Source organism: Acidobacterium capsulatum ATCC 51196 (assembly GCF_000022565.1).
Lineage (GTDB): Bacteria > Acidobacteriota > Terriglobia > Terriglobales > Acidobacteriaceae > Acidobacterium > Acidobacterium capsulatum.
Genome location: NC_012483.1, coordinates 781,563 through 796,902, shown reverse-complemented (window position 1 = coordinate 796,902; position 15,340 = coordinate 781,563). Strand labels below are relative to the sequence as shown.

Genomic DNA, 15,340 nt, shown 5'->3' with positions numbered 1-15,340 from the left:
TGGTACGTCAGTGCGCCGGAAATAAAATCACCGGCCCGGCTTCCTCCGCATGCACGCGGCGCACAATGCGCGGGGTCACCACAATCACCAGCCGCGAAATATTCTTGCTTGCATCGCTGTTCGTCGCGTTGCCAAAGCCCGGCAGTTCGCTCAGGCCGGGGATCCCCGTCACCGCATTCGACAACTGCTGGCTCATGCTGCTCATGATCATCGCGCTCGATCCCGGCTTGACCGTCGTGATCGCCGTCAGCTCGCGATCATTGAGTACCGGAATGCTGTTGAGTGACTGGCCCTCCAGCGTGTCGAGCTTCAAGTCGAGCTTCAGCGCGACGTTGCCGCGCCCGGTCACCGACGGCGTCACATGTAGCGTGAGGCCGAGGTCTTCATACTGCACCTGGGGAATCGTCTCTTCCGTCGAGAGCAGGGAACTGGAACTGATGCCCAGGCTCTGCAGCGCGCTTGAAACGCCCGGCGACGTTAGCCCGGCGATCGAGGTGCTGCTGCTGCTCAGATTGGAGTAGCTCGACGTAATGATCGGGTAGCGCGTGCCGCTGCGCACCTCTTCGTCTTCATGGTTCTGCGCCAGTATCTGCATCTGGTCGAGCGAGTGAACCGCCGAGGCCGTCAGCGAGCCATTCAGCGTGCCGCCGTTGCCAAAGGTGAGGCCCGTGAGCGTGAGGCCGCCGCCAAAATACGCGAACGGGCTGTCCAGAATGCTGTTCGTCACCGCACCTGAGCCAATCAGAATCGCCGCGATGGCCGCATAATCGCCGGGCGAGGCGAGTCCGCTCGAAATGATCTCCTGAATCAGGCTCTGGTTGTTGTTGATGACCGAATTCAACTCCGAAGGAATGTTGAAGACCGTCGACTGATTCGGTAGCTCTGCTCCCACGTTATGCGCATGCGTCAGGTCAATCTCATACATGCGAACGTCCAGTAAAATCTCGCTCTGCCCCTGCAGCAGTTGCGTCAGTGTCTCGTTAAATCCCTTCAGGTCCCGCTCGGGTCCTCGCAGCGTCAGGGCCTGCTGCGAGGCGTCGTAGCTTGCCTGCTTGATGTTGAAGGCGTTGTGCGCAATCTCGATCAGGTGCGTGCGCTCGTGCTCCGGCACGCCCCGCAGCCGCACCGTCTCCATGGCCAGCCGCTCATACTGCAGGCGATTCTCCGGCGTATCCGGCACAAACAGCACCCGTGCCGGATCAAGCGGCACCGCAAAGGTATTCGTGGCCAGCTCCACGGCATGCAACGCCTGCTCAAAGCCCACGTGATCCACATAAAAACGAACCGGCTGATTCTCCACTTCGCTGGTGCTGGCCGCGTCAATGTTCCACGCCTGCATCACCTGCCGCAACAGGGTCTGAGCTGAAGCGTAAAGATGAAAACTGTGTTCCCCCGGCAGCGGATCAAGCGCCACGGGCGGCGCGCTCACCTGAATATCTTTTCCGGCGTCAAAGCCCGCCGCGCCCACCGGCGGCAGATCATCGAAGTGCTGCGTCACCTCGGCGTTGTGCGGGTCAAGCTGCAGCGCCTCCGTCAGCAGCTTTTGCGCCCGCATCGGGTGCCCCTGCATGCGCGCGTGGTGCGCCTGCTGCACCAGCTCCGTCACGAGATGCTCGCGTGCAATCTTCGCATCGGCCTCAAAGCGCGGATTCTCCGGGTCCAGCTTTGCCGCGTGCTCAAAGTCCAGCATCGCCTCGCGCGCTTGCTTGGCCAGCAGGGCACGCGTGCCTTTCGCTGCGAGTGCTTCGGCCCGGTTTCTGTCTCGCACTGAAACAGCATCCTGTTTTTTGGGTTTCTTATTCGCCGCGGCCTTCGATTGCGCAGCAAAGAGCGGCCGCTCGCTGGTCACGCTCTGCATCGGCTGCCCGTTCACAGCGGACCGGCCCTGCGGCTGTGTTGCGCTGCTCTGTGTCTGTGCGAGTGCCGCCGTGCTCAGTGCGAGTACGCAGCTTGCCGCGATGAGGAGACTCCGTGACATCCTGCTACGGCCGTCCTCGCAGAAACGGCGCGGCTTCCGGCGTCTTCTCCATGAGAGCTTCCAGTGAACTCGCGCAGACCTCCGGCTCCAGCTCCATCAGTGTTTCAAATGACTGCTGCCCCGTCGCCACCGCAATTGTCGGCAGGCCGTTCGCCCGCGCCGCGCGAATGTCCGATATCGTATCGCCTACCACGCACACCGTGGCCTGCGCTCCCGTGCGCTCCCGCGCCAGCTCCGCCGCGTGGGCAATCATCTCGGCGCGCTCTGTGTAGTGGTCGCTGAAGCCGCCGAAATCAAACCACTCGCGCAGCCCCACGGTCTCGATCTTCAGCCAGCCAATCGACTCCAGATTGCCTGTGGCCACGCCGAGCGCGCGTCCCTTGCTGTGCAGATAGCGGAGCGTCTCTTCAATCGCCGGCATGCGGATCAGCTTCATTTCGCCGCGCCGCGCCGCCACGTTCACGCGCATGTGCTCCAGAATCTCTTCGAGCGCCGCGCGCCAGTGGCCATCTTCCAGCGTGGTCTGCACAAACGCATCCCGCAGAATGCCCGGATCAGTGTTGCCCTGCAGCGTCACCCCGTCCAGCGAAAGTTCATGCCCCATCACATGGCGCACGCCCTCTGCAAAGGATTCATAGTGGATGCGGTCACGGCTCCGCAGCAGCGTGCCGTCAATGTCAAAAAGGTAGGCATTCTGCGCATCCCAGGCAAAGCCCGGTTGAACATGCACCTGGTGAGGCAGCTCTGCGGTTTGCGTGGTGTAGCGAATGGGGTGCGCGGTCGCGTCCAGTGTGCTCAAGCGGTCAAAGGCCCTTTCTGCGTTCTCTTCTCAGAGTAAAGCAGGCGGCCATTCTGCTGCGTGGTTAGCGCGCCGCCTGTTTGGTGTCAAATACAGGACGTTCGCTGCGCGGCGGGCGCTTGAGTCCCATGCGAACCTGGCTAGGTTCAATCTCCAGCTCGGCCAGCGTACGGCTCAGCGTATTGCGGTGCATGCCCAGTTCCTTGGCGGCCTTGCACTGGTTGCCGCGGTGGCTGGCCAGCACCTGCAGCAGGAAGCGCTTTTTGAACTCGCGAAGAGCTTCGTCATAGGTGATACCGCTGGCTTGCATCTGCATCACGAGACTGTCGAGTTCGCGCTTCACTTGCATCTCTCCTGCAATCGGTCTACGGGGGAATGGTGCTGGTTCAGAATAACCGCGGGGACGAACTGAAGTTTACGGCACCCGGGCGCCATGCGTAAACCACTCACTTTGTTCCCCGCGCAAAATATCGATGCCGTGGCGAATCTGGCCGCTCAATTCGCTCGGACTTACATAAGCTGCCCCATGCGCCGCCGCCATAAAGTACGGCGCAAAGCGGGAGTTGCGCAGCATCGTGGCCCGGGGCGCAAACGCCGTGATGGCTACAATCATCACCACGCTGAGCACCGCGCCTTTCACCAGTCCAAAGGCCGCGCCGGCCAGCCGGTCGAGCCATCCCAGGCCCACGGTGCGCAGCGACCACCGCACAATGCGCCCCAGCAGTCCGGCCACAATCATGGTACCCAGCGCGATCATGACAAACGCCACAATCTTCGTCAGCTCCAGCGGATACACCCACCTGTCCAGCCACGGCAGCAGCCGCTGATAGTTCCAGCAGGCCAGCAGCAGCCCCAGTACGGCGCCGCCCAGCGAACACACCTCGACCACCAGGCCACTGCGTGCTGCTGAAAGCACCGAAACCACCACAATGGTCACGATGATCCAGTCAAGTAGGCTCATGGCGTTTACTGCTGCAGAACGCTGTCCGTCAGCATGAAGTAGACCTCAGCGTAGCGCTTCTGCGTGCCGCGCACCACTTCGGCGGGTAGCGGAGGCGCGGGAGCCTTCTTGTTCCACTTGATCTTTTCCAGGTAGTCCCGCACGTACTGCTTGTCAAACGAAGGCTGCGACTGTCCGGCACGGTACTGGTCACGCGGCCAGAAGCGCGAAGAGTCCGGCGTTAGCGCCTCATCGCACAGCAGAATGCCCCGGTCGTTCTTGCCAAACTCAAACTTCGTGTCGGCAATCACAATGCCGCGCGCCTCGGCATGCTTTGACGCGCGCAGGTAAAGCTCAATGCTCAGGTCGCGCAGCTTCTCGGCTTCTTCGCCGCCAATCATATTGGCCATCTTGGCAAAGGAGATATTCTCGTCATGCTCGCCATCGGCGGCCTTGGTCGCCGGCGTGAAAATCGGCTCTGAGAGGCGCTCGGATTCCCGCATGCCCGGAGTCAGCGTGATGCCGCCAATGCTGCCCGTGCGAATGTAATCCTTCCAGCCGCTGCCCGAGATATAGCCGCGCACCACGCACTCCACCGGAAACATCTCCGCGCGCTTCACACGCATGCTGCGGCCCTTCAGAATCTTCTTGTACTCCGAGAGGTCTTCAGGAAACTCCGCCAGGTCGGTGCTGATCATGTGATTCGGCACCACGTCGGCCAGCTTGCGGAACCAGAAGGCCGAGAGCTGCGTGAGCACCTCGCCCTTGCCGGGAATGCCCGTCGGCAGAATGTGATCAAACGCTGAGATGCGGTCTGTCGCAATCATCAGCAGGTCCATGCCAATGGCGTAGATGTCGCGCACCTTGCCACGCGAGACGAGCTTGAGTTCAGGGAGTTCGGCTTTCAGCAGAGCTTTCAAGGGATTGTGTAACACCTTTCCAACGGCACGGGGAACTGTTGACTCTTCCAACATGTTACAAGGTTGGCATCGCGGTCTGGATAGCCCGCGAGAGAAAATACACGCTCCCCGCCGCATCTCTCAGCCTATGCGCGCCGCGAGTGCGGTGCAAGCTCATGGCAGATGGGCAGGGAAGCATGGTGACTTTTGGGTATTACGCCGTCGCGCGGCGCGCCATCGCCGGGCGTTCCTGCCCGCCCATGCGCACGCTCACCACCTTGGAGACGCCCTGCTCCTGCATCGTGACGCCGTAGATCATGTCAGCGGCCGTCATCATGCGCTTGGAGTGCGTCACCATCACAAACTGCGTATCCACTGACATGCTGCGCAGCAGGTCCGCCAGGCGGCCCACGTTGGTTTCATCCAGCGGAGCGTCTACCTCGTCCAGCACGCAGAAGGGGCTTGGCTGGTACTGGAAGATGCCCATCAGCAGCGCCAGCACCGTCAACGCCTTCTCGCCGCCCGAGAGCAGAAAGACGTTCTGCAGTTTCTTGCCCGGCGGCTGCGCCACAATGTCCACGCCGCTGTCGAGGGTGTTCTCCTCATCGGTCAGCCGCATAAAGGCCTGCCCGCCGCCAAACAGCCGCGTAAAGGTCGCGCTGAAGTTCTCATTGATGCGCGCGAACGCTTCGTTGAATTTGGTGAACGAGATCTCGTCAATTTCCTTGATCGTCGCCCGCGTGTTCTCAATCGAGTCCACGAGGTCCTTGCGCTGCGTCTCCAGAAAGGCGTGCCGCTGCTCGGTCTCGCGATACTCCTCGAGCGCCATCATGTTCACAGGCCCCATCGACTCGAGTTTTTGTTTCAGGCCGCGGCAGGCTTCATCTTCCGCCTGCAGTGCCTCGCCCTCCAGAGGAGCAATGCCTTCTTCCGCGCGCAGTGCCGAGGCTTCCATCCCGAGGTCCTGCATGCACGTCTCTTCCAGGTGCTGTTTGTCGGCCGAGCAGCGCGCCTCGCGCGCCGTCGCGGCCGTCAGCTTTTCGCGCAGGGCATTGTTCTCCGCGCGCAGCGTCTTCAGGGATTGTTCCACCTGCGCCAGTTCGCTGCGCAGTGTCGCGGCCTGCTGCGTCAGCTCCGCCACCTGCTTCATGGCTTCCGTGCGTGTATTGCTCAACTCTTCGCGGCGCACGGCCAGTTGTTCATTTTCCTGCTGGCGCTGCTGCTGTTCGGCGGCGGCGGCGGCCATCTGCTGCTCCATCTGCTGCAGGCGGCGTTCCAGATCACCATGCAGGCGATCGATGCGTCCAAAGGCCGCTTCCGCGCCGCGCCGGCGCTCTTCGTGCCCGGCCAGCTCGGCGGAGAGCCGCGCCGCGTCCTGCTGCGCGCCTTCGCGCGTCGCGCGCAACTCCGCCACCGCAGCCTGACCCTCGGCAATGGAGGCTTCCGCCGCGCGATGCTGTTCTTCCAGCCGGCTAATCTCCTCGCGCTTTTCTTCAAGGAAGCTCTGCTTCGCCGTGCGCGCATCCTTGTTGCGGCTGCTCTGCAGATTCCAGTCCTGCACGCGGCGGTCGAGCCGTTGAATCTCCGAGTCCATCTGCCGCAGCGCCGCGCCCTGCTGCGCGCTCTCGCGCTCGGCTTGCCGCCGCTCCTCGCTCTTCACTTCGAGCGAGCGCGTCAGGTCGCCCAGCAGTTTTGACAGCTCGGCGGCTGTTACTTCCGCCTGGCCCAGGTCCTTCTCCACTGCGGCCAGCTTTTCGCTCACCTCGCGCAGGTCGCGCTTCAACGCCAGCGGACCCCCGCTGCGGCTGCGCCCGCCCGTCACCGTCAGGTTATGGAAGCACTCTCCGCTCGGCGCAAGGAAAAATGCGCGCGGATGTTCGAGCGCCAGCGAACGCGCCGTCTCCGTGTCCGGAGCGACGTAGCCATCGCGCAGCTTCGGCAGAATCACTTCAAGCGACCGGCCAAACCCGTTCAGCACTCGAATGCAATCCTTCAGCGGCACCACGCCCGCGCGCTCGGCCACCGTGGCCTGAGCATTCTCCGTGGCCGCAAATGAGAACAGTGCCTGCGAGTCCTCCGGATGCACCAGGAACGTCGCGCGTCCATCCACGTCGGTCTTGAGCACGCGCATGCCTTCATTCGCCGCATCCCAGCTCTTCACCACCACGTAGTTCAGCTCATCGCGCAGAAATTCATCCACGACGTTTTCATACTGATCCTGCACTTCCAGAAAGTCCGCAAGCGTACCGACCGGCTTCAGCCCCTCGCCCAGCGTATTCGCGCGAAAGAGCTTCCGTACGGTTTCCGTCGAATAGCTGTGATCGCGAATCAACGACTCAATCGAATTCTTGCGGCCCACCAGCGTCGCGCGCTCTGAGCGCAACTGGTCGCCTTTGCGCCGCGCTTCCATCTCTTCGGTGCGCTTCTGCGCAATCTCGGCGCGCGCGGCCCCAATCTCCTGCTCCAGCCGCTGCAGCGTCTCCGTGATGGACTCAAACCGCATCGAGAGCTGTCCGCGCTCCGCACCCAGATTTTCCAGGTCGCGCTTCGCCGTGGCCATCTCCGCTTCCAGGCGCGCCGCTTCGCGGTCCAGCGCCGCCAGTGACTCTTCGGCCTGCGCGGACTGGTTGCGCACCACATTCAACTGGTTCAGCAGTTGCCCGGCCTGCCGGCGTCCGGCCTCAATCTTCTGCTCAGCGGCCGAGACGGCCTGGCTCGCATCGCGCATCTTCTGCTGCGAGGCCTGCGCCTGCGCCCGGAAGCTCGCGGCCTCTTCTTCGGCATTCTGCAGAAATCCGCGCTGTGCTTCGCGCTCCGCAGCCGTGGCCTCCAGTTGCTGCCGCGCCTGTTGCTGCTCCGCCTTGGCCTGTTCGCCGCGCCGCTCCAGCTCCTGCAGGCGCTCGCGATTGGCCTGTTCGCGCGTCGTCGTACGTTCCAGTTCCACGGCGCTCTGGCTGGCCTGCTGCTGCGCGGCCTTGGCCTGCTCATCCAGCGCATACCCTTGCGAAAGCCCGGCCGCGTGCTGCTGGTCCAGCTCTTCCACCTTCGCCGAGCGCTCGTCAATGCTCGCCGTGGTCTCCTGAATCTCCTGCTGCAGCCCGGCCTGCTCGGCGTCCATCTGCGCCAGCTTGCTCGCCAGCACCACCCGCAGGCGTCCGCGCAGTTCATCGCGCAGCGCGCCATAGCGCTCGGCCTTGGCCGCCTGCCGCTTCAGCGAAGCCATCTGCCGCGTCACTTCTTCAAAAATGTCATTCACGCGGGCCAGGTTCTGCTTGGCCTGCTCCAGCCGCAGCTCGGCGAGCCGCTTCTTGGTCTTGAAGCGCGTAATGCCCGCGGCCTCTTCAATGATGGCGCGGCGGTCATGCGGTTTTGAGCTCAACAGTTGCCCGATGCGCTCCTGCCCAATGATCGCGTACGACTCCGGCCCCAGGCCGGTGCCCATGAAGATGTCCTGAATGTCCCGCAGCCGGCACAGCTTGCCGTTCAGCAGATACTCGCTCTCGCCCGTGCGGAAGAGACGCCGCGTCACCACAATTTCGCCCTGCTGCGGTACGCGCTGAAACTTGCGGCGGCGAATCTTCAGCACCACCGCCGGCACCGCGCCACCCTCCTGCGCTGCCGCCGCTTCCGGCACGCCCTCCGTAGCCTGCGCCGCCTGAGACTCCGCCTGTGCCGCGCCTGCTTCCGCCGCCGGATTCGCCCCCGCCGCCTCAATCACCTGGCCCGGCTGCGACTCCGAGATAATCTCTTCCACCTCCGCCGCGCTTTCTGCGCGCAGAGCGTCTTCGTCCCAGTCCTTGGGCAGCTCGTTCTCCACGCTGATCTCAGGCTCGTCCAGCAGCGGCCCCTGGTAGGCCTCCGGATCAATCAGCGTGATCGACACCTCGGCCATGCCCAGCGGCTTCCGGCTGCGCGTACCGGCAAAGATCACGTCTTCCATCTTGCCGCCGCGCAGCGTCTTGGCGCTCTGCTCGCCCAGCACCCACGTCACGCCGTCGAGGATGTTCGACTTGCCGCACCCGTTGGGTCCTACGACCACTGCGATCCCATTGCCGGGCAGCGCGACCTCGGTACGGTCGCAAAAGGACTTGAAGCCCAGAATCTGGATTTTTTTCAGCTTTAGCATGGCAAAAACTCCCCACAGAACGTGGCTATACGTGAAAACTCTAGCGCCGGGGGCAAGGGGGGTCAACAACCTCACCCCAAGATGTTGTGGATAAGGCGTCCCAAATACAAGGAATAGGAAAGAAGCGCACTTTTGACCCCATCCTGGCCCTAAAAACGGCCATTTCGAGAACACGCGTTCCCCAAATCCAAATCCAGGGACCAATATCAGCGAAAAGTAGAGAAGGGACGGAGAATTGCCGCCTTCAGACTAAGCCCCGCAGCCCGCGTCCGCAACCCCGGGCATTGGACCGCAAGTCAGCTGTAATCCGGCGGCCAGCCGGTTCTTCAAGCGAAAGAAGACCGCGGTTGCCGCTCCAGCAATAGCTCTCTTGCTGGATGAAAGCAGCGATATTGTCCTGCTCCTGCAGGCGGGTTGGCTGGCAGGTTCGGGAAAGATATGGCAGAAAGAGGGAAGTTAACTTTGGGAATCACGGCGGATCAGGATAAAGTGTTTTTCTGTGGGACATTCACGATGGATGCTGCGGCGCGGGCCGTAGGGCGTGGGCGGATTCCGGAAGGACGTGGCTTGTATCTCGGTTCCGGACAGTAGCTATCTCAGCATGATGCAAGTAACGCAGATAATTGAGATGGGCTCTTTCTGTCTTCGTGAAGGAAGCCTGTCAGCATTGAGCTATGGCCCCCCCTCATCACACTCAATTGAATTCGACTTCCGCACTGAAAGAGACCTGAATGCCCATTGAACTGAGCATCATCATGCCCTGTCTGAACGAGGCCGAGACCTTGGCCGTGTGTATTGGCAAGGCAAGGGATTATCTGGAGCGCTCCGGCGTTTCCGCAGAAATTGTCATCGGTGACAATGGCTCTACGGACGGCTCCCAGGCGATTGCCCTGTCGCTGGGAGCAAGGGTTGTCAACGTGACGCAGCGCGGTTACGGCTCCGCTCTTTATGGCGCGTCGCTCGCGGCCCAGGGCAGATACATCATCATGGCTGACTCCGATGACAGCTATGATTTCTCCAATCTTGATCCTTTTATCAGCAAGCTTCGCGAGGGCTACGATCTGGTGATGGGTAACCGCTTCAAGGGCGGCATCAAGCCTGGCGCCATGCCATGGAAGAACCGCTATATCGGCAACCCGATTCTCTCAAGCATCGGCAAGGCGCTTTTTCGCTGCCCGGCCAGCGACTTTCACTGTGGCATCCGCGGCTTCTCAAAGGAGGCCTTTCACCGTATGGACCTCAGGACTACCGGCATGGAGTATGCCTCCGAGATGGTAATCAAAGCGACCTTGATGAACATGAAGATTACCGAAGTTCCCACTACGCTCAGCCCCGACGGGCGCTCGCGGCCTCCTCATTTGCGTCCTTACCGGGACGGATGGCGGCATCTGCGTTTCATGCTCCTGTTCAGCCCGAACTGGCTGTTTCTGTATCCGGGCACATTACTCATGCTGATCGGTATTGCCGGGTCCCTCGCCCTGATGCTGACTCCGATACACATTCATCATGTGCGTCTGGGAATCGACTCGCTGATCTACTTCGCGTTCATGGTGATTGCCGGTTATCAATCCGTGCTGTTCGCTATCTTATCCCGCGTCTATTCCGTGCAGGAGAATCTCTACCCGGGCAGCATCGGTTACCGTTATTTCTTCCGGCACATCGGCCTGGAGCGTGGCCTCATCGCCGGCGGCCTGCTCTTGGCCACCGGTCTGGGTGCCTTCATCTATGCGCTCGTCGAGTGGCAGCGGTTCGCCTTTGGCATGCTTGACATCGAGCACATCGCTCGCATCTGCATCCCTTCGGGGCTTACGGCCACTCTCGGCATCGAAACCATACTATTCAGCTTTTTCCTGAGTACTCTGGGTATGAGTGTGCGTCATCATCCCACCGAGTCTCCTTTGGACTATGTGGAGCCGGAGCGGGCAAGAGGCTGATTCGCTTGGGACTTGTGAACTCCTTTCGGGAGGCAAGGAATGAACTATGTTGTAGGCTCCGGGCCCGCCGGCGTTTCGTGTGCCCGGGCTCTTCTCGATCAGAGACTCCCCGTCACCATGCTGGATGCGGGATTGACTCTTGAACAAGAGCGGCATCAGAAACTCGTTCAGCTCGCTGCAGCCCCGCATCAGGACTGGACGGCTGAAAACCTCGAGTTTTTGCGGAAGGACATGCAGAGTTCGGCCTCGGGCATCCCGCTCAAGCTGGTCTACGGCTCTGACTACCCGTATCGAACTCCTCGGAATGCTACCCCGGTCGAGTTCGAGTCTGCCGACGCCAGTGCCTCCTATGCTCTGGGAGGGCTCAGCAACGTTTGGGGTTCGGCCGTGATGCCCTACCACCAGCGAGACATGGAGAAGTGGCCGGTTTCCTCTGCCAGTCTCGAAGACGGCTATCGTGCCGTCCTTCGCTTCATGCCCTTGTCCGCTGCTCAAGACGATCTTTCCGCGGAGTTTCCCCTCTACTCCAGCCATTGTCACGACATGAAACTCAGCCGCCAGGCTGCGCAGATGATGAGCCGGCTGCAGGAGCACCGTCACCGGCTCCAGCAAGCGGGCATATCCTTTGGAAAGGCCAGAATCGCTGTCGCCCCCCTGGGCCTTGAAGGCCCAGGTTGCATTTACTGCGGGCTTTGCATGTACGGCTGCCCTCACCAGTTGATCTATTCGAGCAGTCGCGCCGTGGAGGAGATGAAACGGAACGATCTGTTCGTCTACCGTCCCGGCGTGATTGTCCGCTCTGTAACGGAGGCCGGAAACGGCGTCCGCATCTCCGCGGCCACCTCATCCGGAGAAGAACTGGCCTTTCACGCTAGCCGTGTCTACCTCGCCGGCGGCCTCTACAGCACAACAACCATTCTGCTTCGCTCAATGGAACGCTACGACGAACCGGTTCCGTTCTGTGATTCGCAGTACTTTCTATTGCCTCTCCTGCGGGCGCGTGGCGCGGGAGACGTCAGTCAGGAAAACCTCCACACGCTGGCGCAGCTTTTCCTCGAAATCTACGATCCATCTACTAGCCCTCACACGATTCATTGCCAGCTTTACACCTACAACGATCTTTTCCGCGCCCCCATTGAGCAGACGCTTGGCCCGCTCAGGCCCCTCTTTCCCATGGAGCCGTTCCTGGGCCGGCTCTTGCTCATCCAGGGGTATCTACATTCCGATCATTCAGCGAGTATGCAAGCTGTACTCTCGCGCACCGCCTCCGGCGACGTGTTGCGTGTCCGGGGTGCCCCCAGCCCAGAGACGCGCGCAACGCTCAAGCGGCTCATCGCCAAGATGTTCGGTCTTTCACGAGCCACCGGATCAGTGCCACTGCCGCCTCTCCTCAAAATGGGTGCTCCAGGCCGCGGCTTTCATTCCGGAGGCACTTTCCCTATGAGCGCCCAGCCCACGAGCGCGCAAACGGATATTTACGGGCGTCCCGCCGGGTTCCGGAGAATTCATGCCGTGGATTCAACGGTTTTTCCCTCCATTGCTGCGACCACCATCACGCTCACGGCGATGGCCAATGCCTACCGCATTGGTTCTCTGGCCCCGCAATATTCCTGATTCAAAAAGGGAGTTTCAATGGCAGATTCGCATGTCTTCGCCGTAACCGGCGCAACTGGATACGTTGGTTCCGCTATCGTGAAGGCTCTTCAGGCCCACGGTACGGTCATTCCCCTCAGCAGAAGAACCCCTTCCCAGGCCGGTATCTTCTGGTCGCTCGAATCTGAGCAGGACATCACGGCGCAGTTCCGCGACAAAGGCATCTCCTGCCTCGTGCATGCGGCGTGGGATATGACCGCCGTCAAAGCTGCCGAGGTGCAGCGTACCAATGTGGAAGGATCGCTTAGGTTGTTGCAAATGGCTGCCGCCGCCGGTATTTCCCGGATTGTTTTCATCTCCACGATCAGTGCCTTCCCTGGCGCGCGCTCGCTTTACGGAAAGTCAAAACTGCAGGTCGAAGCCGCCGTGGCCGCTATGGGGGGACTCATCCTCCGTCCTGGATTGGTTTACGGGCCAGGCGGGCAGGACGAAGACTCAGGCGGCATCTTTCAGGCCATCGAGAAACAGGTCAAAAGCTCCAGCCGAATTCCTGTGATCGGTGACGGAAAGGCTCCGCAATTTCTGGTGCCCGTGCAGACGCTGGCTCAAATAGTGGCTGGCGCCGCGCGCGGAAAACTGGATGCTCCCGCCGGACAGCCGATTACCATCGCCAATCCGCAGCCTTGGAGATTCCGCGACCTGGTTCACAGCATCGCGCGCCGCCACGGCCGCCGCGTGGCATTGCTCCCCATCCCGTGGAGGCTGCTATACATGGGACTGCGTTCGGGAGAGATTTTGGGTCTGCACATGCCTTTTCGCAGCGACAGCGTGATCAGCTTCGTCCATCAGGATCCCAGTCCGGACTTCTCAGCGCTGCAGACGCTCGGAATTTTCGTACCGCCATACAGAGGCTGAGAATCCCGGAAGGGAAGAGTGCTACGGCTTAGGTTGGCACTCCACCCGTGTGGATCGAGCGCCTAGTGAATGCGGTACGACGCGCCAAAGCCCAGCACCGAGGGCGACAGCGCATTCGGTGAGAAGTTCCAGCGCTCATACGTGTAGTCCAGCGGGCGCAGCGTAATCCGGTTGGTCAGGTGATATTCCAGCCCTCCGCCAAAGCCAATCGCAAGATGAGTGCCCAACTGCTGCCCCGGCGCGCCCTGCAAGGAGAAATGTCCAATGCCGAGTCCTACTTTGGCAAATGGCTTCAGCCGCCCGTAATAGTGCCCGATCGTCGGGCCCACGAGCAGGCTGTACTCTGAGCCCTTGCCCGGAGCATCGCTCGCCATGCGCGAAAAGTTGATCTCACCAGCTACCGGCCAGCGCCCGTTCAGAATGCTGTAGTTGCCGTAAATCGCAAAAGCGCTCTTGTTCAGGCTGTGATTTCCTTGGAAATAATCAGAGTTGAACAGGGCATACTCGCCGCCAATGTTGATTTTGTGGCCTACCCGGTACGCATCCGGGCGCACCTGTGCCAGCGTGGGAAGCGTCAACAGCGCGATCATCAGGCCAAACAGGGGGAATTTCTTCATCATTTGCTTCGCAGATCCTCTCAACGGGGTTTGCATTCATGCGGGGGAGTCCCGGCATACCGTCCGCTTCACCTCAACTGCAGCACGCAGCGGGCCAAACGGCTTGCACTCTCAGATGCTCGAATTTCTCCGCGCGATAACGGCATTCACGAGAGAAAATTGCTGCCTGCAAGTTGAAATGCATGAAAAAACTGCACGTTACTCTGCAAATTTCTCCAGCCGCCGCTCAGGCTTCTTTTGAGGATGAGGCATCGGCGGTCGCCAGCAGCAGCAGCAACACGCGCCGCAAGGCCAGCTCGCGGTTGGTCGCGTCATACCATTCCGCCTGGGTATGAATGCCGCCGCCTTGCCCGCCCGCGCCCAGCGTCAGGGCTGGCACGCCCAATGACAACGGCAGATTCGCATCGGTCGACGCGACACGGGGCTCGGTGCGCAAGCCGAGTTGGCGGTCCACCGCCAGCAGCAGCCCCATCAGCCGCGAATCCTCCGGCAGCCGGCCGCCCGGCCGGTCGCCAATTTTCTCCACTGCAAAGCGCAGCCGCTGCCCGGCCAGGTGCAGTGCAGAGCGCTGCCCCGCCAGCCGTGTGGCCATCTCGAGGTTGGCACTCAGCACCGCATCTTCGGTCGCGCGATGCACCTCCACCTCCAGCCGGATCAGTTGCTCCGGATCGGTGGAGCGAAGGTCAAAGCTCGCCTCCGCCTCTTCCGGAATCGCATTGATCGCCGTACCGCCCCGAATCGACCCTATGTTCAAGGTCGTGCGCGGCGAGCTCGGCAGCACGATCTCGCCCAACCGCGCAATCGCCCGGCTCAGCACCAGAATGGGGTTCAGCGAACCGGCATCCGTCCAGGCATGGCCGCCTGGCCCGCGCACCACCGCGCGAAAGCGCAGGCTGGCCAGCGCATGCGTAATCGCCACGCTGTCGCCCGCTCCATCGAGCACAATATGTCCGCGAATGCGCTCCCGCCACGGCGCATGCTGGTAAAGATGGCGTATGCCGCGCAGGTCGCCACCCCCCTCTTCGCCCGTGTTGCCCACAAAATATACATCGCAGGCCGGCTGCAGTTCGGCCTCGCGCAGCGCCGTCGCCAGCGCCAGCATGCCGGCCACCCCCGCGCCATTGTCGCAGGCGCCTGGAGCGTGCAGTCTCCGGCCCTCCACACGCGGTTCAATCACCGTGCCTGCGGGGAAAACCGTATCAATATGTGCCGAGAGCACCACGCAGCCGGCAGCTTCATCCATGCCCGGCATGCGCCCAATCACATTCCCCGCTTCATCCGTCACCACGTCCCGCAGGTCGAGCTCGCGAAAGCGCTGCGCCAGCCACTCCGCGCGCGGACCCTCGCCAAAGGGCGGCGCGGGAATCTCGACCAGCTCCTGCTGCCAGGCAAAGACGGCTTGCTCCTGCAGGTGCAGCCAGCGAAAAGCCTGATGCACGCGGCGCTCGGCGGCCAGGCGGGTCACCTGTCCAAATGCCGTTGCCGCGAGAGGAGAAGCCATAGCACGAGGCTACCATTACCAAACGCGCAATGCGGAGA

At 61.6% G+C, this 15,340-nt stretch carries 11 protein-coding genes; 3 read left to right on the top strand and 8 right to left on the bottom strand.

Annotation, left to right across the window (positions count from 1 at the left end; all coding sequences use genetic code 11):
- Positions 1 to 7 precede the first annotated feature (7 nt).
- The 6 genes from ACP_RS18655 to smc form a co-directional block, all read right to left on the bottom strand.
- Positions 8 to 1,978: a hypothetical protein gene (locus tag ACP_RS18655; protein WP_041839237.1), complete on the bottom strand. Its 1,971-nt coding sequence runs from the start codon at positions 1,976 to 1,978 to the stop codon at positions 8 to 10.
- A gap of 4 nt (positions 1,979 to 1,982) precedes the next feature.
- The gene (locus ACP_RS03355; RefSeq protein ID WP_148215004.1) at positions 1,983 to 2,777 is read right to left on the bottom strand and encodes an HAD family hydrolase; all 795 of its coding nucleotides are present in this window, start codon (positions 2,775 to 2,777) and stop codon (positions 1,983 to 1,985) included.
- Positions 2,778 to 2,841: 64 nt separating this feature from the next.
- Complete coding sequence (locus ACP_RS03350) at positions 2,842 to 3,120, bottom strand: helix-turn-helix domain-containing protein (RefSeq protein WP_041839874.1); 279 nt, start codon at positions 3,118 to 3,120, stop codon at positions 2,842 to 2,844.
- A 72-nt stretch (positions 3,121 to 3,192) separates the two neighbouring features.
- Complete coding sequence (locus tag ACP_RS03345) at positions 3,193 to 3,738, bottom strand: CvpA family protein (RefSeq protein WP_015895871.1); 546 nt, start codon at positions 3,736 to 3,738, stop codon at positions 3,193 to 3,195.
- Positions 3,739 to 3,743: 5 nt separating this feature from the next.
- A complete protein-coding gene (locus ACP_RS03340; protein ID WP_015895870.1) occupies positions 3,744 to 4,637 on the bottom strand; it encodes a phosphoribosylaminoimidazolesuccinocarboxamide synthase in 894 nt (297 codons plus the stop codon).
- Between the two features lie 193 nt (positions 4,638 to 4,830).
- The gene (smc, locus tag ACP_RS03335) at positions 4,831 to 8,742 is read right to left on the bottom strand and encodes a chromosome segregation protein SMC (protein ID WP_015895869.1); all 3,912 of its coding nucleotides are present in this window, start codon (positions 8,740 to 8,742) and stop codon (positions 4,831 to 4,833) included.
- Between the two features lie 731 nt (positions 8,743 to 9,473).
- Here smc and ACP_RS03330 point away from each other — a divergent pair.
- Genes ACP_RS03330 through ACP_RS03320 form a run of 3 tightly spaced genes read left to right on the top strand, consistent with a single transcriptional unit; the run spans position 9,474 to position 13,184 of the window.
- On the top strand, positions 9,474 to 10,676 hold the full coding sequence (locus ACP_RS03330; protein WP_015895868.1) for a glycosyltransferase family 2 protein: 1,203 nt from the start codon (positions 9,474 to 9,476) through the stop codon (positions 10,674 to 10,676).
- A gap of 39 nt (positions 10,677 to 10,715) precedes the next feature.
- Positions 10,716 to 12,290, top strand: a complete 1,575-nt coding sequence (locus ACP_RS03325) for a GMC family oxidoreductase (RefSeq protein WP_015895867.1) — start codon at positions 10,716 to 10,718, stop codon at positions 12,288 to 12,290.
- An 18-nt stretch (positions 12,291 to 12,308) separates the two neighbouring features.
- Entirely contained in the window at positions 12,309 to 13,184 is an 876-nt protein-coding gene (locus ACP_RS03320) for an NAD-dependent epimerase/dehydratase family protein (RefSeq protein WP_015895866.1), read from the top strand.
- Between the two features lie 62 nt (positions 13,185 to 13,246).
- On the opposite strand, the gene ACP_RS03315 is transcribed toward ACP_RS03320, so the two are convergent.
- Together ACP_RS03315 and ACP_RS03310 are read right to left on the bottom strand one after the other, a co-directional pair.
- Complete coding sequence (locus tag ACP_RS03315; RefSeq protein WP_041839236.1) at positions 13,247 to 13,804, bottom strand: outer membrane beta-barrel protein; 558 nt, start codon at positions 13,802 to 13,804, stop codon at positions 13,247 to 13,249.
- 223 nt (positions 13,805 to 14,027) lie between these two features.
- Positions 14,028 to 15,302 carry a M20/M25/M40 family metallo-hydrolase gene (locus ACP_RS03310; protein ID WP_015895864.1) on the bottom strand — a complete coding sequence of 425 codons (1,275 nt, stop codon included), beginning with the start codon at positions 15,300 to 15,302 and terminating at the stop codon, positions 14,028 to 14,030.
- Positions 15,303 to 15,340 lie beyond the last annotated feature (38 nt).